At 41.5% G+C, this 23,508-nt stretch carries 22 protein-coding genes and 1 pseudogene; 11 read left to right on the top strand and 12 right to left on the bottom strand.

What is annotated here, in order from left to right:
- Positions 1–892 precede the first annotated feature (892 nt).
- Together E7X57_RS07075 and mmp11 are read right to left on the bottom strand one after the other, a co-directional pair.
- Positions 893–2,428, bottom strand: a complete 1,536-nt coding sequence (locus E7X57_RS07075; protein WP_135612039.1) for a thiamine pyrophosphate-dependent enzyme — start codon at positions 2,426–2,428, stop codon at positions 893–895.
- On the bottom strand, positions 2,425–3,333 hold the full coding sequence (gene mmp11 / locus E7X57_RS07080; protein ID WP_135612041.1) for a methanogenesis marker protein 11: 909 nt from the start codon (positions 3,331–3,333) through the stop codon (positions 2,425–2,427). Before mmp11 ends, E7X57_RS07075 begins: the two co-directional genes overlap by 4 nt.
- A 201-nt stretch (positions 3,334–3,534) precedes the next feature.
- On the opposite strand from mmp11, the gene E7X57_RS07085 reads away from it, so the two are divergent.
- Both E7X57_RS07085 and E7X57_RS07090 read left to right on the top strand, forming a co-directional pair.
- Entirely contained in the window at positions 3,535–4,803 is a 1,269-nt protein-coding gene (locus E7X57_RS07085; RefSeq protein ID WP_135612043.1) for a serpin family protein, read from the top strand.
- Between the two features lie 112 nt (positions 4,804–4,915).
- Positions 4,916–5,242 carry a hypothetical protein gene (locus E7X57_RS07090; protein WP_135612045.1) on the top strand — a complete coding sequence of 109 codons (327 nt, stop codon included), beginning with the start codon at positions 4,916–4,918 and terminating at the stop codon, positions 5,240–5,242.
- Between the two features lie 208 nt (positions 5,243–5,450).
- Here the strand turns inward: E7X57_RS07090 and radC are convergent, their stop codons facing one another.
- A complete protein-coding gene (gene radC, locus E7X57_RS07095; protein WP_135612047.1) occupies positions 5,451–6,140 on the bottom strand; it encodes a DNA repair protein RadC in 690 nt (229 codons plus the stop codon).
- A gap of 76 nt (positions 6,141–6,216) precedes the next feature.
- Here radC and E7X57_RS07100 point away from each other — a divergent pair.
- From E7X57_RS07100 to E7X57_RS07125, 7 genes and pseudogenes are all read left to right on the top strand, one after another.
- Positions 6,217–6,368, top strand: a pseudogene (locus tag E7X57_RS07100) (IS5/IS1182 family transposase); the annotation flags it as partial.
- Between the two features lie 173 nt (positions 6,369–6,541).
- Entirely contained in the window at positions 6,542–8,311 is a 1,770-nt protein-coding gene (locus E7X57_RS07105; RefSeq protein WP_135612049.1) for a hypothetical protein, read from the top strand.
- 304 nt (positions 8,312–8,615) lie between these two features.
- Positions 8,616–9,440 carry a molybdopterin synthase gene (locus tag E7X57_RS07110; protein WP_135612051.1) on the top strand — a complete coding sequence of 275 codons (825 nt, stop codon included), beginning with the start codon at positions 8,616–8,618 and terminating at the stop codon, positions 9,438–9,440.
- 253 nt (positions 9,441–9,693) lie between these two features.
- Positions 9,694–9,813: a symporter small accessory protein gene (locus E7X57_RS12945; protein ID WP_342210531.1), complete on the top strand. Its 120-nt coding sequence runs from the start codon at positions 9,694–9,696 to the stop codon at positions 9,811–9,813.
- Positions 9,813–11,399, top strand: coding sequence for a sodium:solute symporter (locus E7X57_RS07115; protein ID WP_135612053.1), 1,587 nt, complete (start codon positions 9,813–9,815; stop codon positions 11,397–11,399). Before E7X57_RS12945 ends, E7X57_RS07115 begins: the two co-directional genes overlap by 1 nt.
- Before the next feature lie 329 nt (positions 11,400–11,728).
- On the top strand, positions 11,729–12,910 hold the full coding sequence (locus E7X57_RS07120; RefSeq protein ID WP_135612055.1) for a DUF2117 domain-containing protein: 1,182 nt from the start codon (positions 11,729–11,731) through the stop codon (positions 12,908–12,910).
- A gap of 235 nt (positions 12,911–13,145) precedes the next feature.
- The gene (locus tag E7X57_RS07125) at positions 13,146–13,520 is read left to right on the top strand and encodes a transcriptional regulator protein (protein ID WP_135612057.1); all 375 of its coding nucleotides are present in this window, start codon (positions 13,146–13,148) and stop codon (positions 13,518–13,520) included.
- A 280-nt stretch (positions 13,521–13,800) separates the two neighbouring features.
- Here the strand turns inward: E7X57_RS07125 and E7X57_RS07130 are convergent, their stop codons facing one another.
- Both E7X57_RS07130 and E7X57_RS12870 read right to left on the bottom strand, forming a co-directional pair.
- Positions 13,801–14,013 carry a MoaD/ThiS family protein gene (locus E7X57_RS07130; protein ID WP_135612059.1) on the bottom strand — a complete coding sequence of 71 codons (213 nt, stop codon included), beginning with the start codon at positions 14,011–14,013 and terminating at the stop codon, positions 13,801–13,803.
- Positions 14,010–14,135 carry a hypothetical protein gene (locus E7X57_RS12870; protein ID WP_256360067.1) on the bottom strand — a complete coding sequence of 42 codons (126 nt, stop codon included), beginning with the start codon at positions 14,133–14,135 and terminating at the stop codon, positions 14,010–14,012. The genes E7X57_RS07130 and E7X57_RS12870 overlap by 4 nt, the downstream gene beginning before the upstream one ends.
- 125 nt (positions 14,136–14,260) lie before the next feature.
- Here E7X57_RS12870 and E7X57_RS07135 point away from each other — a divergent pair, with 125 nt between their 5' ends.
- On the top strand, positions 14,261–14,911 hold the full coding sequence (locus E7X57_RS07135; protein ID WP_135612063.1) for an HAD family phosphatase: 651 nt from the start codon (positions 14,261–14,263) through the stop codon (positions 14,909–14,911).
- Positions 14,912–14,931: 20 nt separating this feature from the next.
- On the opposite strand, the gene E7X57_RS07140 is transcribed toward E7X57_RS07135, so the two are convergent.
- From E7X57_RS07140 to E7X57_RS07170, 7 genes are all read right to left on the bottom strand, one after another.
- Positions 14,932–16,842: a beta-CASP ribonuclease aCPSF1 gene (locus tag E7X57_RS07140; RefSeq protein ID WP_135612065.1), complete on the bottom strand. Its 1,911-nt coding sequence runs from the start codon at positions 16,840–16,842 to the stop codon at positions 14,932–14,934.
- Between the two features lie 103 nt (positions 16,843–16,945).
- Positions 16,946–17,578, bottom strand: coding sequence for an archaeal proteasome endopeptidase complex subunit beta (psmB, locus tag E7X57_RS07145; protein ID WP_135612067.1), 633 nt, complete (start codon positions 17,576–17,578; stop codon positions 16,946–16,948).
- A 134-nt stretch (positions 17,579–17,712) separates the two neighbouring features.
- Positions 17,713–18,219, bottom strand: coding sequence for a TIGR00295 family protein (locus E7X57_RS07150; RefSeq protein ID WP_135612069.1), 507 nt, complete (start codon positions 18,217–18,219; stop codon positions 17,713–17,715).
- Positions 18,216–18,716 carry a transcription factor gene (locus tag E7X57_RS07155; RefSeq protein WP_135612071.1) on the bottom strand — a complete coding sequence of 167 codons (501 nt, stop codon included), beginning with the start codon at positions 18,714–18,716 and terminating at the stop codon, positions 18,216–18,218. The genes E7X57_RS07150 and E7X57_RS07155 overlap by 4 nt, the downstream gene beginning before the upstream one ends.
- A gap of 146 nt (positions 18,717–18,862) precedes the next feature.
- The gene (locus E7X57_RS07160) at positions 18,863–20,005 is read right to left on the bottom strand and encodes an ATP-grasp domain-containing protein (RefSeq protein WP_135612072.1); all 1,143 of its coding nucleotides are present in this window, start codon (positions 20,003–20,005) and stop codon (positions 18,863–18,865) included.
- A 22-nt stretch (positions 20,006–20,027) separates the two neighbouring features.
- The gene (locus tag E7X57_RS07165) at positions 20,028–21,089 is read right to left on the bottom strand and encodes a 60S ribosomal export protein NMD3 (RefSeq protein WP_135612074.1); all 1,062 of its coding nucleotides are present in this window, start codon (positions 21,087–21,089) and stop codon (positions 20,028–20,030) included.
- A 56-nt stretch (positions 21,090–21,145) separates the two neighbouring features.
- Positions 21,146–22,372, bottom strand: a complete 1,227-nt coding sequence (locus E7X57_RS07170) for an NAD(P)/FAD-dependent oxidoreductase (RefSeq protein WP_135612075.1) — start codon at positions 22,370–22,372, stop codon at positions 21,146–21,148.
- A 720-nt stretch (positions 22,373–23,092) separates the two neighbouring features.
- Here E7X57_RS07170 and E7X57_RS07175 point away from each other — a divergent pair.
- Positions 23,093–23,508: carboxypeptidase-like regulatory domain-containing protein (locus tag E7X57_RS07175; protein WP_135612077.1), on the top strand; the 416-nt coding region annotated here is incomplete at its 3' end.

Here is a 23,508-nt window from a genome sequence, read left to right on the forward strand (position 1 = left end):
GTTAACTTCATTAAAAAGAATAAGGACTATTTTTCAAAAGAGAGTATGGAAAATGGGATCAAATGTTTCACTCCCTAAGAAAAGACAAAGCTAAAGAACTTGCTTTCAGGTAAAAAGCCTGATTCATAATGATGGAACATCTATTGAAGAATGTAAGATAAATAACAGAAGTTTGGGTTTAGTGATGGGTTAAGGGTTTAATATTTATTGACCTCTGTGACTTGGCGTTTAAAGATAATGCTGTTCCCACATATTGCAACAAGTTCCCAATTTGAAGATCCATGTCTATTTAGTTGTCTTTCAAAATTTGTCCCGTCTATTTCGTCGACAAGATATTCCCAGTGACTTTTTTCTTCATACGGCATATAACCACTCCCTAAAGTACTAATTAATATTGCAGCAGTATTACTTTAATCTAATCCCGCACGATTGTCAACTTTCCTTTTTATAATGTGCCCATAAATGCAGCTACATGAAACGACGCTCTCACTTATTCTCATCTAAACCCCAATTAAGAAATTCAACTCCCGTGGGTGCATTTGCAGGTTCCGATCCTTACGAAACCTACGCATCGACGTCATCCAGGTTGTAAAGGGCGTTTCAATCCCTAGCAGGGTTGATTTTTAGGACTTAATTAATCTTTGGTCTAACATGCTTTTTATAAAGATAATACTGTTTGGATTAAATACGTATGGGCAAATACTGCAACAAAGTATGATTATCAATGTTCTGTTTTTTTCAGCAAGTACAAAATAATTTTAGATTTGTTGGATTGTGTACCCAAAAATAGACATCGTGAAAATTTAGCGTACAAAAAATTGACGTTACCTGTATCTCCAACTTTCTATGCGAGGGGGAAGACCCGAACCACCAAAAAGCCAGCCCTTAATCTTCACCTATACAAAACACAATCAGCCCTGACATAAATAACAGAAACTCCCTTCACAGAAAGCTTATCCCTCACAAGCTCTTCAAGCTCCCCTATCCTGCTACCAGCAACCTCAGGATCATTGAACTCAAAGACAGTGACATCATCACAGAGAGCTTTTACAGCATCCGTAAGATCAGGAGTTGATTGCCCGCCTGTCATTGCTGCTGTCCTGTTGTCCAGTACCATTACCAGCACATCACGTTTGTTCTCGATAGCATTTATTAGGCCTACGATGCCGGAATGTGAAAGTCCGAAGTCGCCTATGACAGCAACGGACTTCTTATCGAAACCTATAGCTGTGGAAATAGCGGCGCCAAGTGCAAAGCCGACATCAACGGCTTCAAGGGGTGCAGGGGCACTGCGTATGGAGCAGCCCATGTCACCTGCTATCAGAATGTTCAGGTCGTGAAGCATTCTGTAGACCGGCATGAAAAGACAATCCTCGCACAAAGAACGGGAGCCTCTTCCCTTGATGGTCTCAATAAAAGTATATTCAGTGATCTTCTCTTTATCGAAGTTCTCGATCGCAAAACCGATCTGCTCTTTTTCAATGCGACCATAGGGGAGATGTCCGGTCATCTTTCCAAGCACGTTCCCACAGATACTGATGTGGGATTCGATGAAGGCTTCACTTTCTTCAACAACGAGAACCTTTTCATGGTCGGAAATGAAATCCCTTAATTTCCTGATGGGAGGGGGGGATACGACATTAAGTGAAAGATGTGAAACCTCAAGTTGTTTTTCGGATAATAGTTCATCTACAAGCAAAGAAGGATAGCCGGAAGAGATTATACCGGTCTTGCCTGCTTTAACGGATCGTGTCAGGGAAGTATTCTCTGCTTCATCCACAAGCAATGGCTGTACATTTATGTGAAAATGCTGGTGCTTGCCACGCATCGTCAGCTCCCAGATCGATCTGTCAAATGTGACTTCTGTCTTCCTGAAATTATCGGATCTTGTGACAGGACCTGTGGCTTTTTCCAGACGGTCGGTTATCCTGACTATAACAGGGGTCTTTGTACTTTCGGAAAGTTCGAAAGCCCTGGTAAGTGAACTGTATGCAGCATCCGGGTTCGACGGGTCGAACACAGCGACCTCTGCAACCTCGCCATACCATCGTGAATCCTGCTCGTTCTGGGATGCTCTGACCCCCGGATCATCTCCTGCTATGATCACTACCCCGGCACCGATGGTGTGAGTGACAGCTGTAACAAGGGGGTCGGAAAGGACGTTCATACCCACGTGCTTTGTGAGAACAAGAGCTCGTTTGCCTGAGATCGAAGCACCCAGTGCTGCCTCCAGGGCGACCTTCTCATTCGTCATCCAGAGCGTGGGAATGTCAGATCCGAGATTCTTCTCAAAATAGTTCATTACGGCAGTGACAGGGAATCCGGCAACTCCCGTGACCATTTCCACCTTGCTGTCGATCAATGCAAAATAGAGCGCTTCCAGCCCGGTAAGTTCTGAAGTTCCGATGTTCCTGTCAGTGCTGTTCATAACTTTGCTTCCAGGTCTACAGATTCGTCAGGTCGTGCGAACCACGCAAGTGATGCAAGAGCACCTATGACACCATTACCATCAAGCCAGACATCAACGCCATTCTTTTGTGCATGTTCCATGGCAATATCCTTAGTAAGCTCCCCGCTGCGACACATGGTGCTGTATTCCTCCATTTTAGAGGCTTCAAAGGATGATAGTACGACCATTCCGGTCTCATCGGACACACTGTATTTGAGAAGTGCAGCCTTCAGGTCTTCCAGAAGCTCTTCCTTTGCTTCCTTGCTGACACAACCGAATTCCAGCACAGTGGAAACACAGTTCTGCGTCTTTGCCGCTACCGGGAAAAGCTGTACAAGTGAATGAGAAAGATAGACGGATTCGTTGCAGTTAAGCGCCGTTGCAATGTTGTGTGTCATGGACCATGTGGCGCCCTCTTCCTTGGTGTCGGTATCATCGATACCAATAAGAACACGTTCACGTCTTGGAACTACAATAGTGCCTTTAGCAGCTTTCCCACCGCCGGATTCGGATACATCATAGCGTAATACTCCCTGTGCAAATGCCCTGCACTTAGTAGCACCAACGCCACCGCCACCAAGACCTGCATAGGTTATCGATACTTCATCACCTTCGACCACAACGGACTCGATCCCTGCAGCAGCCACAGATGGCTGAAGTGTAAGGTCACATACTCCGGTGTCCACAAGATAGCGGGTCATGTTCCCCACAGCACGTGCCTGCTGTATCAGGGGTGATCTTGCATAATGAAAACGTGACCATGCAGCCCCACTATAGCAATTGGTATGCTCAATTATCTCTGCGTTCTTGTTCTCTTCATCGCAGACTGCATATATGCCCCTGTAAGGTATGGTATAGGGATCTGTAAGTTCTACTTCTTTCATCTGAATGGATAATTACAGGCAATGGTTTAAAAGTTTTGTTAAATGGATGCTTTGATCAAAAAATCAATATGAACGACAATTACGACCTTGACTGGATATTCGTCTTTTTGGCTGAAAGTTATATCGTAACTTTCCGAGATATGTTAATGACTATCAAGATACTACCAGAACGGATTTATACAGACACATCTACTAAAGTTTATGAGAAAACTAGTAACTTTTTTGGCAGTCGCATTATGCATCGTTTCATCACTTTTTATGGGTTGTGTTGATAGTTCAACTGTAAACGCAGAGACGACGATAAATGTAGAGAATACAATAAATGCAGGATCCGTTGAGGATTATGAAATTGCAACTGCAAACAATGCTTTCGCATTTGACCTGTATTCAATGGTTAAAAATGAAGATCAAAATGTCATTTTTGCACCATACAGCATATTCACCGCAATGGCTGTTTGTTATGACGGGGCTGAAGGTCCCACAAAAAAGCAGATGTCAAATGTATTTAATTATCCTCTCAACAAACTTGTCCTTGAAGAGAGCTCACAAGTGATGATCGGTACGATTAATTCTTACAATGATGCGTATGATCTGGAGACAACAAATGCACTATGGGTACTTGAAGACTATCCATTAAATGAACAGTATGTTTCTAATGTGGAAAATTACTATGGAGGAATGGTGACACCCGTTGACTTTGCAAATGAACCTGAAGAATCCACAGACACCATAAACAACTGGGTTGAAGAAAAAACAAATGAGAAAATAAAGGAACTTATTCCTAAAGGTGAAATTGGCCCGGAAACACGTCTGGTGATAACAAATACAGTTTATTTCAATGGAAAATGGGTAAACGAATTTGATGCGGATATGACAAGAACAAGGCCATTCACTCTTTCAAACGGTGATGAAAAAAGTGTAAAAACAATGTACAATGTAGGGAAGTTCAACTATGGGGAGGATGAAAAAGCAAAGATACTGGAATTGCCATACAAAGGTGATAACCTGTGCATGTACATGGTCCTCCCGGAAGAGAACAATATTGCAGAGTTTGAAAATGATCTTACCCTTATGTATTATAGTGAACTAAAAAAGAACATGAACTCGGCGGATTCCGTGGAAGTATCAATCCCGAAGTTCACATATAATACAGAAGCTGAACTAAAGTCTCCATTAATAGAAATGGGAGTAGTTGATGCTTTTTTCCATGAGACCGCTAATTTCTCAGGGATCACATCAAACGGAAACCTGGCAATATCCGAGATATATCATCAGGCATTTGTAGATGTGCATGAAAAAGGGACAGAAGCTGCAGCAGCAACAGGTGCAGTGATGGAAGATGAGGGAATGGAAAACACATTGGAATTCAAAGCTAACCATCCGTTTTTATTTTTCATCGAAGATAAGAGGACAGGTTGCATACTTTTCATGGGCAAAGTTGAAAGTCCTGAATATGAGGAAATGTCATAATGGCATTTTCTCCAATATTTCCCCCTCCTTCATCTTCCGTTCATGATATCGCTCTTTCACTCCTTGCCCGGTAATTCGTATTGTTGATAGAAAAAGAAGGTATTTGACAACAATGGAACAAAAACTCCTGGCGGATAAAAGAACTGAATATATTGATAGAGCAAAAGATACCATCAAAAACCCGTCTTATTCCATATTCGCCATCCTTGGACTTACATTCATACTTGCATTAATAGGAGTACTTTTCGATCTATTCTCTATGTTCATAATACTGCTTGGACCAATTATCACATTGGCTTGCTATGCTTACTACACTGGAAACAAGTTGTCTTCTGCAATACTGGGACTATTGGTAATTCCACTTATGTTCTTTTATGCCGGACCCATCGGTGCAATTGTTGATTTCCAATTCGCACGACTTGACAGGTATTTTGAGTAGACGTACATATTTGATATTATTAATGATTTCTGGAAGTATTCGCTCGCCCATTCCCTAATTGGATTCCTGATCGCATTCCGAAAAACACCATATCTGTTGCTTGCATTGCTTATCTTTGTGCTACAACTTATGGAACTTCTCAGTCATGTCGATTGAGAACAGTACAGCAGCTCCCAAAATATTTGATGAAATATCAGTTGACAAAATATCAACTGATGAAACCTTCTTCTTTCAGACTGACATATCTTCCATCCCCGATTATCACATGATCCAGAACATTGATCCCGAGGATCTTGCCACCCTCAACAAGCTTTTCAGTGACAGCTATGTCCTCCCTGCTTGGTGACGGATCACCTGAAGGGTGATTATGTGTCAGTATGACAGATGCCGAGGACTCCATCAGTGCTGACTTGAACACTTCACGCGGATGGACGATGTTCGCATTCAGGCTACCTACGGACACGACCTCTTCACGCAGGATCTGGTTCTTGGTATCAAGATAGAGGGCAGTGAGCATTTCCTTTTTGAGCTCCCTGTGTTTTGGATAAAGGAGTGAATATACATCACCTGCAGATCGTATCTTCCTTTTAGGATCATCCATATAGACCTCCAGCTTTCTTGCAAGTTCAAAAACGGCAGCTATCTGCGTGGCTTTTGCAGGCCCGATACCACGCATCTTTGTCAGCTGGCTGATATTTGCCTGGCTGAGCTGTTTCAGGTTGTATTCAGAAAGTATACGCGCACACATGTTCAGGACATTCTCATCCTTTGAGCCTGTGCGAAGGATAATTGACAGTAGTTCTGCATTGGACAATGAACCGGAACCGTATTTTAGCAGTCTTTCCCTGGGGCGTTCCTCTTCAGGCATATCATGTATCCGAATTTTGTGATCAGGCATGAGGAGCTATAATATAGTTGATTAATATAAAGCAGCCGAAATTTAAGTTGTTGGATTATATTTTTATGAGGAACTATATCACCGACGTAATCTTGTTGAAATGATATTTTCAGTCCTGAAAAGAAAGTATGGAGAAAGTTTCTGTGCAAGAAAGTATAGAAATCAAGTGAAAGAAGTAAAGTTTAAGACATTGATACGCAATCTTGACAGGTAGTTAAGATTGTATGATTGGTATGGTTGAGGATTTCTACAAAGACACTTTTAGTAGTAATTTATAAATAATGATAACTATATTTTTTTACAGCTTTTAATTGGTGGTAGATATGAGCTTAAACTATATAAATTTAAAAAAATGTAGGGTATTGATAATTCTTATTCTTTCGATAACGCTTTTTACTTCGATGATATTTGTTGCCTCGGCAGCTACAACTTATGAGTTTCAGGATCCTGAGGGGAAATATACTTTCAAGCTCACTTTTCCTGATGAAGACATAGTAGGATTCGACCCAGTGTGTCATGTTGAAGGATGGGGTGATTATATCAAATTATCCGTTGATATGACCGGGGAAAATAAGCAGACCGGAGTTGATACTAAAATTGAAGTTGAAGGAGTAGACGCTAAAGAATGGATGGTCATCAAACGAAGCTATCCCATAAAAAGATATTATAATTCAAGTGACGAATTCATGTTGCCCTATAGTTCAGGTTGTGATCAGCTTCAATATTGTGGCGTACATGCTCTTTATGCCGTGAAAGTATCGAGTAAAGCACCCAAAGGCTCTGCAACTCTTCGTTTTACTTTAGTAGCTACAGACGATGAAACAGATGACTTCTTTATTGTTCCTGCATATCAAGAGATCGAATGTGGTGAAACGATTGATTTCACTCTGAAAAAAGAAAGGAATGGTATCTATTCAGATGTAGATGACAATGAAGTCGAATGGATTGTTGGACAATCCAGATCACTTAGTGATTTTAGAAGCGTAACTATAGGAACAATAGATAATGCAGGTATTTTAAAATCCAATGCTGGTGTTTTCACTTCCGAGGAGATCGGTACCTGTACTGTTTTCGCCAAAATAGATGGAGAGAGGAAAGCCCAGTCCGAAGTAGTCGTAAAATGTCCTTCTGACAAAGAAGCAGATCTTCAGGAAGTTATCCGCCTCTACCAACTTCGCATTCCTGAAGGCCCATACCACAGGGACCTTAAAGCAGGAAAAGTATGGTCAAGTTTCATTGGTATGAAACCGGGCACCGCCACAAACCTTTATGCTAACTTAAATGATGAATACGGAGAATTTACCTGTGGATCATATCAAGATAAAGTATTGAGATTTCTGAGTAAAATGCAGTCAACTCCCGGAGAATGCCATCTTTTGAACGGATATGATTTCGGGCCCATAGAAGGCTCATACAGCGCACACCATGCAACCGTTGTATATCCCAAAGGAACTGACTGGAAGAAGACCGGGATAGTCTTTGATCCATGGCCTCAACAGAAACCGGAGGTAATGCCCATCGCCGACTGGGAAAAGACCTTCTCACCGATCGCAGGCGACACTTCTCCCGGATCCAGACATAAATATAATACTACCAAAGACCCAAATGATTACCAATATGCTGCATGGACCGCAGCCGGTGACCTGGCTCAGGGAACAGGTGACCTGATTGGGGATATGGGTGCATTAGTGGGCTTTGGCCAATGTCCGGTAAACATTTTGATCACTGACAGTAATGGTCGTCAGCTGGGTGCTATTGATGATAGCAACATGGTTTTTGAGATCCCGGATGCTTTCATTACGAGGATGGCTGATGGAGAAGGGGGATATTCATGGTATTTCATTCTCCAAAATACAGACGAATATGATGTTGATATTACAGCATTTGATGATGGTGAGTTTGAGTTCTTCGTCATGAACACCAATACAGAACAACTGCAAAACTATGGGGAGCGAGTCATAAAGAATGGTGAGGTCGCAGAGGTTGAACTGAGCTCACAGGATCCGACAACACCTATGACGCTACCTGATGGCTCTGAAGTTATTCCGACCCTGGAAGAACCTGTAATTCCAGAGAGCACTTTGCCGACCGAAGAGAAAGGACTTCCGGGTTTTGAACTCTGGATGACTGCCTTTGTGATTTTCGTGGTTATGCTGTTCAGAAGGTCATAAGTTCAGAAGTTTGAATGTAGTAAGTGGCATTTTCTATTTCCAGGCCACTAACCTTCTTTTCTTTTTTACTCTTTTTTGATATGATTTTGGAATTTTATCTTTTTCATTTAACAACGAGTAGGGTCATTGCTATCGCTGCCATTGTCATCAACCGCATGCTTTCGTAACCTGCATTTTCTGAAGCTCTTTCTATAAGACTAAGAGTGCTGTTGATCGTGGGAGAAATAACTTCAACGAAGTAGATATTGTACACCAATACACAATCCAACGTCCTTATATAGTGAGCTGAAAATACAGAAAGACCATGAAAGTCATCTCAGTAATAGGCTACAAAAACACAGGAAAGACTACCCTTGTTACAAGGCTGGTGCAGGAACTTTCAAAGCATGGACGTGTGGGAACGGCCAAGATGATGACTGATCATCGGCTGGATAACCCGAAAGCTGATACAGGCAAACATTTCGATGCCGGAGCTGACATGGTCACAGCTATCACCAACATTGAGCTTGTTTCCATCCAGCGTGACCCTTCTGTTGAGAAAGCTATCGATGCTCTTGCAGATGCAGGCATGGACTTTGCTGTGGTCGAGGGTGCAAAGGAAAGCCATATTGCGAAAATAGTACTGGGAGATATGGATGAGGATGTTCAGAATGTGGTTGCAAGACTTCCTGCAAGGTCTGACTGGGACCTTGGAGAGCTTGTTGACATCATCAGGGAACAGCCTGACCATGTGACACTTGAACTGCTTCTCAAGCAGATCAAAGAGACACCTGGAATAGAGAAGGTAGGCGGTATTGGAAGCTTTACCGGAATAGTCCGTGTGGATAATGAAGACTTCCGGACCAGCCAGCTCGAGTTCGAGAGTTATAAAACGGCTGCTGATGCAAGTATTCAGAAGATCCGCGAAGAGATCATGCAGCAGGAAGGCATCATCGATGTGCTGATCCATCACAAGGTCGGCACCATAATGCCTCTGGAGGATATTGTGTACATCGTCGTGGCAGCTGGCCACAGGCAGCAGCTTTTCCCGGCCCTTGCCGAAACACTTGAGAGAGTTAAATCAGAAGTACCGATCTGGAAGAAAGAGATCACCGTTGACGGTAACTTCTGGGTTCATGATCATGCCTGAATTGTCCTTCAGTTCAGTGCATTTAACTATTTTCGCCTTTCAATCGTTTTTTGATCTTTTAATTTCGTCTTTTCATCGATCAGTTCTATTCTGACTGCTTTACCAGATGAAGTACTGTATATCTATGAACTTCATTGTAGTAATGTGTCCAATGACTTCTTTAATATACTTATATCAGACGAAACATTAAAGTATGGCCCATGTTAACGTTTGTCATGATTTATACGTTTTTGAAAAATATGTGGTGATAATTATGTTAGGAATAGATGACCCCCAGATCTGGATCGCTTACGTACTTTGCATTGTAAGCGCTCTTGGTTGTATGGTTTATGGTCTTTTGAAATGGAATGAAGAAGAGCAGGAGGACTTTTAATGGCAGTTAGCACACCCCTGCTTGGAGTTATTGTACTTATCTATCTAATGATAATCTTCTATCTGGGATTATTAGGATACAAGAAAACAAAGAAGATCGATGACTACATGGTAGCCGGGCGAACGATCCACCCTTATATTCTTGCACTTTCCTATGGTGCGACATTTATCAGTACATCTGCGATCGTCGGGTTTGGCGGTGCTGCAGGTGCCCTTGGCATGGGTCTTCTCTGGCTTGCAGTGATGAATATCGTTGTCGGTATCTTCATCGCTTTTGTCATATTTGGGAAACGAACAAGAAGCATTGGTGCCCGTCTCAATGCTGTCACATTCCCTGAATTGCTTGGAAAACGTTTCCAGTCCCGGTTCATCCAGGGTTTCTCCGGAGCCCTCATCGGCGTATTCATGCCTCTTTATGCAGGAATTGTCCTGATCGGTGGAGCACGTTTTGTTGAAACTACTCTTGGTGTTAACTATGATATTGCAGTTCTTATACTTACGATAATAGTAGCAGCTTACGTCATTACAGGCGGGCTTATTGCTGTTATGTATACCGATGCATTGCAGGGTGCTTTCATGTTCATTGGTATGATAATCCTGCTTGCACTTACTTACATCAAACTTGGAGGCGTCACTGCAGCACACGAAGCACTCACAGATATGTCAACCCTTGTTCCTGAATCCCTTGTTGCGGGAGGACACCTCGGATGGACCGCGATGCCGGCTTTTGGTACGCCAATCTGGTGGACGCTTGTGTCAACTCTCGTTCTTGGAGTTGGTATCGGTGTGCTTGCACAGCCTCAGCTTGCTGTCAGGTTCATGACCGTTGAGAACGACAAGGCATTGAATCGTGCTGTCTTCGTAGGCGGACCATTCATCCTGATGATGACCGGTGTGGCTTTTACTGTAGGAGCTCTCTCAAATGTCTATTTCCAGAAGACAGAGGGACTTATTGCAATAGCAGCAGCAAAAGGAAATACTGACCTTATTATGCCGGAATATATCAATGGTGCCATGCCGGAATTGTTCGTTGTTCTCTTCATGCTGACACTGCTTGCAGCTGCAATGTCAACTCTGAGCTCACAGTTCCACACAATGGGAACGGCTATCGGACATGACCTCTACCGCGAGTTCATCAAGAAAGGTGAGGTCGGAAACACAGTGAACATAACAAGACTTGGTATTGCAGTAACTATTCTTGCAAGTGTTATCCTTGCCTACATACTTCCAATAAGTATCATTGCAAGGGCAACAGCTATCTTCTTTGGATTGTGTGCAGCAGCATTCCTTCCAATGTACATCGGTGCATTGTTCTGGAAGAGAATGACAAAAGAAGGTGCTATCGCAAGTATGATGGTAGGTACTGTAAGCAGCCTGTTCTGGCTTACATTCGTCCATGCAAAAGAAGCAGCACCTCTGGGTATCTCTAAAGCGATCTTCGGAGTGGATACGTTACTTACAGGAACATGGACAGTTGTTGACCCCATCCTTGTAGCAACCCCTCTTGCAATGATCGTCGCAATAGTTGTCAGCTTTGCCACAAAACCTCCATCTGAGGAACATTTAGAACTTTGCTACAGGAAATAAAGGCAAACAGATAGTAATTCATGTGGACATTCCTGTCCACATCTTTTTTTTATTTATGGTAATAACTTGAACTTGCCTGCAAAAAGCATCTTGATCGCAGGAATAAGAAATCAACTAATTTCAAAGCATTAGCTGGAATCCTTTGTTAATTCCGAAAAACAGATATTCAAAGATCAGATGTTAAAACGATCTCAGAAAGATGATATGAAAGGCAAAAGTCTATGACGGAAGTTTAGAGGGGATGGATTTATGTTTTATAACAAGTATTCGACTTTTGCCTAATTTAAGTTCGTTTGCATCGAATATAAATGTATTGATTTGATTATTTTATGATAGCATCGAAAACCAAAAATAAGGTCTATTACAAAGTATTGACTATGAAAATAGGTGTTGTTATCCATGGACCTGAAGTGATCGATTCCGGTCATGCAAAGTATATACTGGAGATGCTCTCAGGAATAGGAGAGGTCACTGCGAAGCTTGGTGGCACAATGGGAAAGATCGCAGTCATGGATGCACACATGGAAGACCGTATAGATATTAAGGAAAGTCTCAAACCCAGTAATGCCATTGATAATCTTCTTAAGGTCAATGATGCTGTATTCCTGCTCAACCATGGAAAAACACCAGAGAACGGAATTGAATTTGGCAGCATTGTAATGTCCAGGCTTTCTGACAGGAACCTCAAACCTATCATCCAGATAGAAAGCCCGGGATGTGAAGATGGTAGCGTGATCTACTGGAACGATAAAGATTATGATCTCGCAATAAAAATGGGAGATCTGCTTGCAATGCCAGTAGCTGAAGGCCAGGATCACGGGGATGTTCACATCTCGACTGTAGGCTCAAAGATCATGAGAAAGATAAGAGGGGTTCGTGACGGTGAGCTTATTATGATAGAAGGGTTTGTCATTGGTAAAGCTATGTCCGAGGATGTTTTCATTGTAGTTGAAAACGGTTTTGTAACGGGATTAGAGGGCGGTATAATAAAAGAGCATGGGCTTGAGAAACTGCACATGTATGAATCCATGGAACCTCTTGATATCAGGACAGCATGGGTTAAGACTGGCGCAATCAGGCGAAGTTTTCCTGAAGTTGGAATCGATCAAAAAAAATGCCATACCCTGATCCATGAAAGCAAATCTTCCTTTATGGCCACTTTAATAGATCACATGGCAGAGCGATCTATCGAGCTTGCCGACGGATGTAAGTGTGCCATCACTGTAGGTGATGATACGACCGCAATAGCAGGTGATATTCTCCACAGATTGCATGTTCCTGTCATTGGTATTACTGACGGAGATCCCGATGGTTTTTCACACACTGCACATTTTTATCCTGGATCAATTGTCATGCAACTTGAACCGGGATGGGATGATGTTATCGGAAAACTGATACAAAACAAACTTTTCGATGCCAATGATCGTACAGAATTTGATAGCTTTGAGGATCTGTATGAAAGTATCCTGGAAATAGTCGGTGAAAGACTGGTATTCTTGACCAATTACTAACTTTCAATCTCTTGATATGAGAATCTCCCTACAGGTGACTGGATCTAGTGACTGGAATTTTTTTAGGCTTTATTTTAAATAATACATGAATTAAATAATTATATTATGAATTGTAGATAATATTTTAGAGTTGCCTATTTCGTCACACACAGTTTAAATATAATAATGACTTATCTTTAATTGGGGTAGAAAATACTCTACAGTATTAATCTACAGTAGTGGTACGGTGGTAAACATGATAAGCTTTGGTGGAAAGCAATTGGGTGAATCCAACGAGGAAATCGTTGAATCTCTTAAGAGTCTTGGAATGACACGAAATCTTGCTACGACTATTGCATATCTATCAAATGTGAAGGAAGCCTCTTCGCAGGAAATAGAAATGAGCACCGGTCTTCGTCAACCCGAAGTCAGTGTTGCAATGAGAGAAATGAGAGAGAACTCATGGATATCAGTCCATAATGAAAAAGTGACCGGCAAAGGAAGGCCTACAAAGATCTATTCTTTAAAAACGCCTTTTGGAAAGATCATTAAACATTATGAACAAAGGATCCGTGAGGAAAACGAAGCAAGAATGCGCATAATAAACAAACTGAAAACTCTTGCCAAATAAAGAACACCCGGATTAGATTCATCCGGGTTTTTTTTGTCAGGCGTAGCTGTTTGTTATAAAAAAAAGCTTCAAAGTAGCTTGCTTTTTTGATCTATATGCCACATTACTATATTGTATTAATATATATACACATATATATGTGTGCATATATTGTATTAATATGCCTTGTGTCAATATATCGTGCAGCTATATCACAAAACTACAATATATCGTAAAATTACATCGCAGTAAATGCCATACAGAATTATATTACTGCGCTGTACCATATAATACGATTATATCAGCCACCTGATATCGCCCTGAGAATACTTATTGTTCCGGAATCGACTGTTCCATCAATGGGAACAGCCTGACCGTCGTTTAATAATATTACTAGCTCCTGATTTATGTCCAGGATTTTTAACAGATCTTCATAGGTTGCTCCATCGGGAACATCTATGATCTGTCCTTCCGGACTTTCAGGGAAGATCTTTACTTCTACTTGCGGACTCAATCTAGTATTTCACCGCCCTCTCCTTTGAGATCCTCGAGGTTTTCGTGTATTAATTTGTCTTCCAGAATTTCAACCTTCTTTTCACCTTTACGTTCTGACTCGCGTTTGTGATACTTTGACATACATTTCACCTCACTAATAAAATGGTCTCGTATAGTTATTAATCCTTTCGAGAACCGCTATATAAACCTTTAAAGCAAAAACCGAACAGGCAATCTTTATGTTACATAAACCGTAATTTAAATGCATGTTCAATTCACTGATATTTGATGCTGATGGAGTGCTCATGGATTCCATGACATGTCATGCTGACGCCTGGGTACGCACATTCTCTGAAGTTGGTATTGACATCGTCCGGCAGGATATCTATGATATTGAAGGTTCTAACCATGCAGGTGTCATCAGGCTCATATTCAAAAAAGCCGGTCGTGAAGCAGATCCTGAAATTATTGAAAAGCTTCGGGTTCGAAAACGTGAACTGTTCCTAAAAAAGAAGAAAATTGCTCCTTTTGACGGCATGTACGATCTACTGAAGAACCTTAAAGAACATTTCCATCTTGCCGTGGTTTCCGGTTCCGATCGCCCGATCGTGGACAGTATGGTAAATGAATTTTATCCGGAGATCTTCGAGGTGATAATCTCAGGTGCTGATGTTATCAATGGAAAACCGGACCCTGAACCTTACCTGAAGGCTATGAAAATACTTAAAGTCGAAAAAGAGAACTGTCTTGTTATTGAGAATGCACCACTTGGCGTAGATTCTGCAAAGAATGCCGGAATTTACTGTGTGGCAGTTTCAACCTATGTTGATGCTGAAAAACTTAACAGAGCAGACCAGATATTCCAGGATCACAGCCAATTGCTGAAATTTCTGGCAGATCTGGAACCGCTCAGGTAAATATTATTTATACCATCTCTTCAAACAAGCCTTACAGTCTCAAGGTTTGTAAGTGCTCTTGTTTCGAGGCGATACTTCTTGTGCAATGAACTTGCAAGGTCGATACAGGAACGTTCATCACCGTGCTCAGTGAAGACACGCTCTGGCTGTGGTTTCATCTTCTTAAAGAACTCCATTAGCTGTTTTCTGTCAGAGTGTCCTGAGAAACCATCGACTACCTGCACATCCATATTCATCTGGACGACCTCAGCTCCGTTCTTGGATGAGAGCGGGATCTCCTTCCAGCCTTTCTGAATGCGTCTTCCAAGTGTACCATCTGCCTGATAACCGACGAAAACAAGAGTGTTGTTGGGATCAGGTGCAAATGCCTTGAAATATTCCATAACAGGACCTGCATTCATCATACCGGAGGTTGAGAGGATCACACATGGATGTGGATCATTAATGATCTTCTTTCGCAGGTCATGGGAATCTACAGGCTTGAAGCATTCTGCAAGGAATGGATTCTGGCCTTTCTGGAAAATGAGCTTTCTGAGATTGTTGTTCAGGTATTCCGGATAGGTCGCATGTATGGCTGTAGCTTCCCATATCATACCATCAAGATAGACAGGAATGTCGTCAATGATACCCTTCCTGATAGCATCTTCTAGAACTATCATGACTTCCTGACTTCTTCCCACAGCGAACGCAGGGATCAGTACAATACCATTGTTGGCAATTGTCCTTTTGACGATCTGCTGAAGGTTCTTCTCAGCTTCTTTAAGGGGTGGCTGTGTTGCCGAGGATGCACCATAGGTCGATTCGGTTATGACGGTCTCAACACGCGGGAACTTGTTGACAGCAGGGTCAAAGAGCCTTGTAGGGCCGTACTTGTAGTCACCGGTGATAACAACATTGTGAAGACCATCACCAATATGGAAATGTGATATTGCTGAACCGATGATATGACCTGCATTGTGGAATGTGAGCTTGATATCAGGTGCAATGTCGGTAACCTCTTCAAAATCAAGTGCAATGGTGTGTTTAAGTCCGTCACGCACATTTGAAGACTCGTAAGGTATCCTTTTACCATCCTTTGCAGCCACATCGATATAATCCAGCTGTAAGAGCACCATCATGTCCCTTGTAGGTGATGTGCAGTAAATAGGACCTTCATAGCCATATTTGTAAAGGAGAGGAACAAGTCCCTGATGGTCAAGGTGAGCATGTGTCAGTACGACAGCATCGATCTGGTTAAGTGGCTGTACCTCAGGTAAATAGAGATAAGGAGTCATATTATCGTCGGAACCGACGTTAACACCACAATCGATCATGACCTTTGACTCAGGAGTTGATAAAAGGAAGCAACTTCTTCCTACTTCTTTACAACCTCCCAATGATGTAACCCTTACCCACTTGTCCTTTGAGGTACATTCCCTGTGAATATTGCGCCCAACGCTCTTAAGGATCTCTTTACGATCCTTGTGGTTAGTTCGCATAAATTCCCTGATGTTATTAACAGTTCGGGATTTGATAGGCGGTGTGCGGACAACCTTTGGTGTCCAGCCGATCTTCTTTGTGATCTCACGGAGTGTCTCTCCGTGCTTACCGATCACAAGTCCTGGCTTTTCAGCTTCTATGACCACTTCTCCCACATCAGGATCGAAGTGAAAATTAGTTAGAATGGAATCCTTTGGAACAGTATCTTTTATTTTTTCGATAGCATCCTCTGGAGAAACTAGGACCTTAGGGTCCGGACGAACGACTATCCTTGTTCGAAGAGTTTTTGCAAGGTTTCTTACGATATGACCATTGTCTGCAAAATTTTTAGGATCTTCAGTATAAACAACAAGTTGTGGCCCCTCAAACTCAACACTGGTGATGGTAGTTCCATCAGGGACCTTTTCTTCTATTTTCTTTTTTAGGTCAGATAGTACATCTTCTATTGCCATTAAATAGCCTTCCTATTTCAAAAAAGTCAAAAAATATTAAAATTTAAAAAAGATATATTAAAATTAGATCAAACCCGTAAGAACGGATCTGATCTGCATAAAATCAATATAAAGCTTTACGTTTTTCCTTAACCTCTTCCTGATCAAGTCTTTCATACTTGTCCTTTGTGATCACAACGACGTCAATACCTTCTCCGGAAGCGGAATCTCTCTTCATTGCATTGTGAAGAGCACGTATTGCAAGGTCAACACCTTCTTCTACGCTCATATCCTCTTTGTAACGGTCTTCAAGAACACCATATGCCATTGGAGAACCTGAGCCTGTTGACACTGCTTTGGTCTCTTCGATCTTACCACCAAGTGCATCCAGTGAATAGACTGCGGGTCCGTTCTTGTCAAATCCGCCAATAAGCAACTGGACCATAAGTGGATAATATCTCTGTCCGCTCAATAAATTAGAGAGAAGTGTTGCAATACCTTTAATTGTAACGGATTCCTGCCTGCGCATCTTGAAAAGCTTGGATTCTACACTAATGACACGTACGATCTGCTGTGCATCGCCTACAGAGCCTGCAGTAGTCATTCCCACAAGGTCATCGATCTGGTAGATCTTCTTTGCAGTCTTGCTGGCGATAAAATTCCCCATGGTTGCTCTTTGTTCAGTAGCAAGGACTACTCCATCAGAGCACACTATACCTACAGTAGTTGTGCCTTTTAAATGCTTATCATTATCCATTAATTATACCTCATAGTAAAAAACGAGAAAATCAATAGGTAAAAATGTGTTTTGCTTCCCGCAATACAACATCTCTTTAGTGATTTTAATATATAAATTTATCCATTGTCATTTTTCGAATAACAACATAGGGGTCAATAAATTCCGACCTCATCCGCAAGATCCTGAACTCTGGCAATGGCATCTTCACTCATACCTCTGTCCTTCATACGCTGAAGGCATCTTGAAATGGTTACAGTTTCTTCCCCCATTACAAGATTATCAGCATGAGAAACGATTTTCTCCTCGATGCTCACAGGAAGATAATCAACCTCAGGAAGACCCAGACGTGAAGCTTCCTGACAGGTTATACCTGCACCGATGTGGTTCCTTATAATACGTATAAGACGGCGATCCAGATCAAGATCTTCTGCGATCGATACTCCCTCCAGAGCGTGTCTTATTCCATGAGTGCGACATCTTCCAATATCATGAAGAAGGGCACCTACTTCCACGACCTCAAGATCAACATCCTTACCTGATCCCCTGTATGCAACAGCAATTTCCACTGCCTTTTTTGAAACGACCTGACAATGGCGAATAACATTCGCTGCACAACCTGCTTCCTCAAGAAGTTTCAGGGCATCAGAAGGTGAGATCATGGATTGCTGTTTTTTATCTCATCAAGACGTTTGGTAAGCTTTTCGACCATAGGTGAGTTATCTTCGAACATCAGGTCCTCACCACATGCAGGGCAAAGGAACTCACATTCACTGGCATCGTTGAACTGGAACCTTACACATCCCTCAGGACATGTGTAGAATACATTGTCTTCTTCAGAATCAAGACGTAACTGAAGGTTCTTGAACAGTTTCTTTTTTTCCTTTGCAAGATGGGACTCAATGTCACTAAGATCGAGCTGCCACAGGTAAGTAAGCCAACCACTGCTGGAATCACGTTCCCTTCTGCAAATTGCAAGCTTGTTCTCATTCATGATGAAAAGTGTTCTCCTGACAATGTTAAGCATAACACCGGTTGCTTCGGCTATCTGCTCGTCAGTGACCTCGCCCTCAGGCATCTTCTCGATCATCTCGAGCCCCTCTTCACCCATTAATTGTATCAGATATCCGCGGACAACTGGATCATTTAAATCTATCAATAGTATCACCTTTCAAGTAAGATAGTGTGTATAAGTAGATAGTATGAATAAATATTATTTTAAGGTAGGACTCTTGGGTATTTTGTTATTTATAGCTAATCCATAACTGCATGCCATAAAATTCATGCATCCGGATAGATCCGGTATTAAGGCAGGTTTCTTAACATGTATGTTATGTTCAATGCCTTTTCCATAACATCTTCACGAGTTGTACCAGCAGCGACTATTGAGGTAATAGGATCATCCGGAAGTGCCTCATATCCCGGTGCAGGAATATCAGCAATGGATTCAGCTCTTATGTTCTCATAAAATGATCTATCCACAGTTACATTTTTATCAGCATACACTACAGCCCTAATAGCATATTGACAGATCTCAGGAGTATTTTCCGGAAGGATACCGTCAAAGGACTGAACATGAAGCTCAAAGAGATTAAGACCGGTTGCCATTTCCACAGTATCCAGACTTCCCTGCAAACGGGCATTTACCTCTATTACCACAGGACCTGTATCGGTCAGCAGGAAATCCACACCATTGGATCCTATAAGTCCAAATTCGGATGCTATCTTTTCAGAGATCTCATACATCTTTTGAGTATAAGGTGTCCTGTACGGTGTTATATTGCCACAGTATGCAAAAGGTAAACCGGAAAGCCAGGGAACACCGATGAGCTGCTCGTTGGCTGCTATAGGAACTGCACGGGACCCATCCGCCATAAGAGAAACACTTGCAGGAAAACCTGAAAGGAACTCCTGAACCATGATATCCCCGGATGTCAGAGTCGGATCAAGTTCAGGGATATTTTCCAGAATAGCATTAAGATCATCCTCGTTGTGTGCGATCCTGTTCAAACGACCCCCTCCTGCACACTTAGGTTTTACCATAAGTGGATAGCCGATCTCATCAGCTTCTTCCACATTACCTGAGCGAGGATGAGGGATTCTCAGAGACTCGAGCTCTTCTGCAAGAAATGATTTGTCAGAAACCTGTTTCATGGTAACAGGATCATTGTTCAGTATATTACAGGACTGATCTCCAAGATCCAGTTCTTCAAAACCGGAACCAAGTACGATGGCATCAGGATACACGTCAAAGTTATCGATCAGTTCCAGAATTGTCTTTTTATCTATGTCCTTGATATCAATGTCTTCATTTGTAAGAAGGGATTGACAGGCAACCGTATTCTCCTTCAGGTCCATGTCGCAGAAGGCATCGATTGCATAGACATTGTAGCCTGCTTTTACAGCCGAACAGGCTATGTTCCTGCTGCTATATCCTAAAACAAGCACATTTTCCAGAAAGCAAGCCCCCTTATAGTTTGTGTGCACTGTCCTCCGGCAGGGCAAACAGTCCCTGCTCGGTGCTGATCACCGGGATCTCATTCCCGGGTTCTGATGAGAAGAAGAGGGGCTTTTTCAGCGTAATAGTCTGATATGTGGAAGGATCAAGAACCATTATATCATCACCTTCCGTTGCTACAAGAACAGCCCCCACTGCATCATCCCTGTTAGCTATAAGAGTAGCATCATCCAGTTTTTCAGTTTTTTCAAGGAACTTGGCACCAGTTGCAAGGTAAATACCTTTTGAGTTCTTCCCGGAGGTTTTTATCTCTATAACATCATCTTTGTAGAGTATAATATCACCTGGCATGAATTCAGGTAATCTCATGGAAAAAGTTATTCTGTAAAGATCTTTACCTTCTTTGTGACTGTAAAGCGTAGGTGCTTCCGCAAAAGTACCTCCAAATTCAGATATAATTTTCTTGCATATCTGACGGCCTGCATTTGCTGAACCAAGATAAATGTCAGCACCATCCTTTGAATCAAGGACATCTGTGACGAATGCAAAACGATCTCCTTTTTCCCACAATTTCTCTACCATCATGGCACAGATGAGTTTACAGGAATCGATCTCTTCAGGAGTAACCAGTCTGTTATTTGCTCTTATCTGCAGGATCGATTCAAAATATCCACCTGCCATTCGACTGCATCTGTCACATGCTTCACGTATTATACGAACCTCTGCTCGAAGCTCCTGATGAAGTGGCTCTCCCTCGACCATGGCATCAACATTTACCCTGACTCTGTAGAGATGTGGTGTCATCTCCCTGGGATAAATAGATACCTCGACATCATCAGCTTCATCATGGATAAAAAGTTCATTTTCAACTGCCCTTAGGACTATTTCCTCAAGGTCTCCTTCATCCCGCCATTTATTGCGATCAAATCGTGCGTTGCACTTTGAGCATATCCGGGTATGAAGAACAAGTGGAAGCACAGCTAAAGTAAATTGTTCTAAAAAACATTGCCTACAAACGTTTTTGTAGAGTCTCCTGGTTTCTGCCCCACACTTTGGGCATAATGTAAGGCTCATTAGAGTTGTGAATGGTTAGTAGTTAGATATTAGTCTTTTGTACACTATGGCACCATTCATTTCCTGAATATGCCTCTGGCAGAGAACTTCTGCTTCAGCTTTTGTGCAAATAATGGCCTGAGGTTCCAGAGAAGTTTCCTGTTACTCTTGAACAATGCAGACACAAGCACAATGAAATCCATCTTATCGAAATCTACATCCTTAACCGATTCAGCAAGACTGTTGAGATGCTCATCAGACAGGTTAAAGAAAGTGTCCTTCACTATCAGGCTGTTCCCGATATCCTTTCCGATGGTCTCACGCCAGAGTGATTCATATTCCTGAAGCATGTTCACAGAAACATCACCCGCTGAAATAGCCTTTGCTGCAACCTCACCTGCCATCATCCCCGCATCCATGGCATTGCTTATCCCGCCACCTGTAAAAGGATCAGATTGTCTTGCAGCATCACCTACAAGCATTAATCCATTGGAAATGGTCCTCTCAATAGGTCCACTGGCAGGAACTGCACCTGCTACCCGCTCAATGATCCTGCCTTCGGAGATATTCTTTTCAACAAATTCGGTCAATAGATCTATCGGCCTCTTGCTACCGGCTTTGTTTCCAAGTATACCGATGCCTACATTTGCAACGTCACCGCCTTTAGGGAACAACCAGATATATCCCGCAGGTGCAACTTCGTTTCCAATATAGAAATAGCAGAAATTCTGATCTATGCCAGAGCCACTTACAAGGAATTGTGCACATGTTTCAACCTGTGAGGGCTTAAGTGATGTATCGATACCTGCCCACCTGCCGACCTTGGATTCAACTCCATCTGCACCAATGACAATACTGGAGTGAATTGTATACATTTCACCATGGTACATCAGGTGAACACCACATACAGTCTCATTCTCAGTGATAAGTCCGGTTACCCTTGCCTTTACAAGAACATCAGCACCAGCTTCTGCACTTTGCTCAGCAAGTGCACGGTCAAATACCTTCCTGTCAAGAACATAACCGACTTCTGATCCCGCATTCTCTTCAGACATCTTAATGGTTATACCATTAGGCGATATGATATGTGCTCCTTTAACTTCAGAGCAGATCCATTTCTCATCAGGTTCAATATGCTGTTGAAGCCGTATTTTGCTTACACCTTCAGCACATCTTATAGGTGCACCTATCTCCTGTCGCTTCTCAACAAGAAGCACAGAAAGTCCTTTTCTGACAGCAGTGGTTGCTGCTATCGAACCAGCGGGTCCTGCACCTACAACGATCACATCATACCGGTCTTTCATAATATTGCTCCAAAGGTCCTGATCGTTATTTCTAATAATCCGGGACGGCTGTTACAATTGAGTTATTTTATTTAAGAATATTGTAGTGAAATGGCTATAAAGGCAGTGATTTTGACTTTGAGGTTTTGTTGTAAAATTATCAATTCACATATACAAAATTGCTCTATTGTATATTATTTCTTAAAAGTTTTAGTATATAAAATAAAATTTATATTAAAAATAATTGTTTTTTTCTTAAAATTAAAAGTTGAATTTACTTTTTGTGACACATATAATTTTTAAAAAAGACATCATACAGTGCATAATTGATTTGTATATAATTATTTAAGATAACATTAATTGCATATTCAGCATATTTATATAGTATAATTAGTTCTACATAATAGAATATACAAGACAATAATATGTCTTAAAGATTCAATTGTGATTGTATACGAATAAAATAATAGTATTTTACACCTTATTCGTTATTATAATTACATATATGAAAGTCATCTTAGAAAACGGAGTCACGTGTAAAGAAAAAAGAATTGACCAACTCAAAATCCCAATTTCAGCTTTCCATTTGAGATTTTGAATCTATTACATATAGTAAATTAAAAGAAGTGTTAATTTTTTTTGGATTCTAAAACAAGTTGGCTTACAATATCTAAAGTAAATTTAAAGTAACGAGCTTGAAAAAGGTTAAAAAATTAAATGCACGCCATCCTGTCAACTAAAATGGTTGACAGAATGTGCTGCATTATTGGTGGTAGGTATATGAAAAAATACGGCATATTAGCTTTAAGCATACTTTTGTTACTGGTAATTGCAATGCCAGTGGTATCGGCAGGAAGTTACGACAACATGGAAGTCGTTGCGAATACGACGAGTGATCTAAATGGTCAATTCATGATTCCCGATCTCCCTAATGGACAATACACTCTAATTGCAGTCAATGAAACTCCAATGGGAACTTCAATAATTCCATATAACAAGGAGCTTAATCTGGAAATTAATAATTCTGATGAATACAAAATTGTGAACTTGGAAAAAAGAGGTCCAGTAGATCATTCAGAAGTTTATTCATTATTAAATCGTTCATCAATTGCTGGAATAACAAATACCAGTACAAAATCCAAATCATGCACAATTGT

The sequence above is a fragment of the Methanococcoides sp. AM1 genome (assembly GCF_900774055.1).
Classification (GTDB): domain Archaea; phylum Halobacteriota; class Methanosarcinia; order Methanosarcinales; family Methanosarcinaceae; genus Methanococcoides.

Coding starts and splice junctions, on each gene's coding strand:
- E7X57_RS07165 (WP_135612074.1), bottom strand. CDS start 21,089: ATGAGCCTTACATTATGCCCAAAGTGTGGGGCAGAAACCAGGAGACTC.
- E7X57_RS07135 (WP_135612063.1), top strand. CDS start 14,261: ATGTTCAATTCACTGATATTTGATGCTGATGGAGTGCTCATGGATTCC.
- E7X57_RS07170 (WP_135612075.1), bottom strand. CDS start 22,372: ATGAAAGACCGGTATGATGTGATCGTTGTAGGTGCAGGACCCGCTGGT.
- E7X57_RS07150 (WP_135612069.1), bottom strand. CDS start 18,219: ATGATCTCACCTTCTGATGCCCTGAAACTTCTTGAGGAAGCAGGTTGT.
- E7X57_RS07085 (WP_135612043.1), top strand. CDS start 3,535: ATGAGAAAACTAGTAACTTTTTTGGCAGTCGCATTATGCATCGTTTCA.
- E7X57_RS07110 (WP_135612051.1), top strand. CDS start 8,616: ATGAAAGTCATCTCAGTAATAGGCTACAAAAACACAGGAAAGACTACC.
- E7X57_RS07075 (WP_135612039.1), bottom strand. CDS start 2,428: ATGAACAGCACTGACAGGAACATCGGAACTTCAGAACTTACCGGGCTG.
- psmB (WP_135612067.1), bottom strand. CDS start 17,578: ATGGATAATGATAAGCATTTAAAAGGCACAACTACTGTAGGTATAGTG.
- E7X57_RS07120 (WP_135612055.1), top strand. CDS start 11,729: ATGATAGCATCGAAAACCAAAAATAAGGTCTATTACAAAGTATTGACT.
- E7X57_RS07090 (WP_135612045.1), top strand. CDS start 4,916: ATGGAACAAAAACTCCTGGCGGATAAAAGAACTGAATATATTGATAGA.
- E7X57_RS07140 (WP_135612065.1), bottom strand. CDS start 16,842: ATGGCAATAGAAGATGTACTATCTGACCTAAAAAAGAAAATAGAAGAA.
- mmp11 (WP_135612041.1), bottom strand. CDS start 3,333: ATGAAAGAAGTAGAACTTACAGATCCCTATACCATACCTTACAGGGGC.
- E7X57_RS07105 (WP_135612049.1), top strand. CDS start 6,542: ATGATATTTGTTGCCTCGGCAGCTACAACTTATGAGTTTCAGGATCCT.
- E7X57_RS07125 (WP_135612057.1), top strand. CDS start 13,146: ATGATAAGCTTTGGTGGAAAGCAATTGGGTGAATCCAACGAGGAAATC.
- E7X57_RS07115 (WP_135612053.1), top strand. CDS start 9,813: ATGGCAGTTAGCACACCCCTGCTTGGAGTTATTGTACTTATCTATCTA.
- E7X57_RS12945 (WP_342210531.1), top strand. CDS start 9,694: ATGTTAGGAATAGATGACCCCCAGATCTGGATCGCTTACGTACTTTGC.
- E7X57_RS12870 (WP_256360067.1), bottom strand. CDS start 14,135: ATGTCAAAGTATCACAAACGCGAGTCAGAACGTAAAGGTGAAAAGAAG.
- radC (WP_135612047.1), bottom strand. CDS start 6,140: ATGCCTGATCACAAAATTCGGATACATGATATGCCTGAAGAGGAACGC.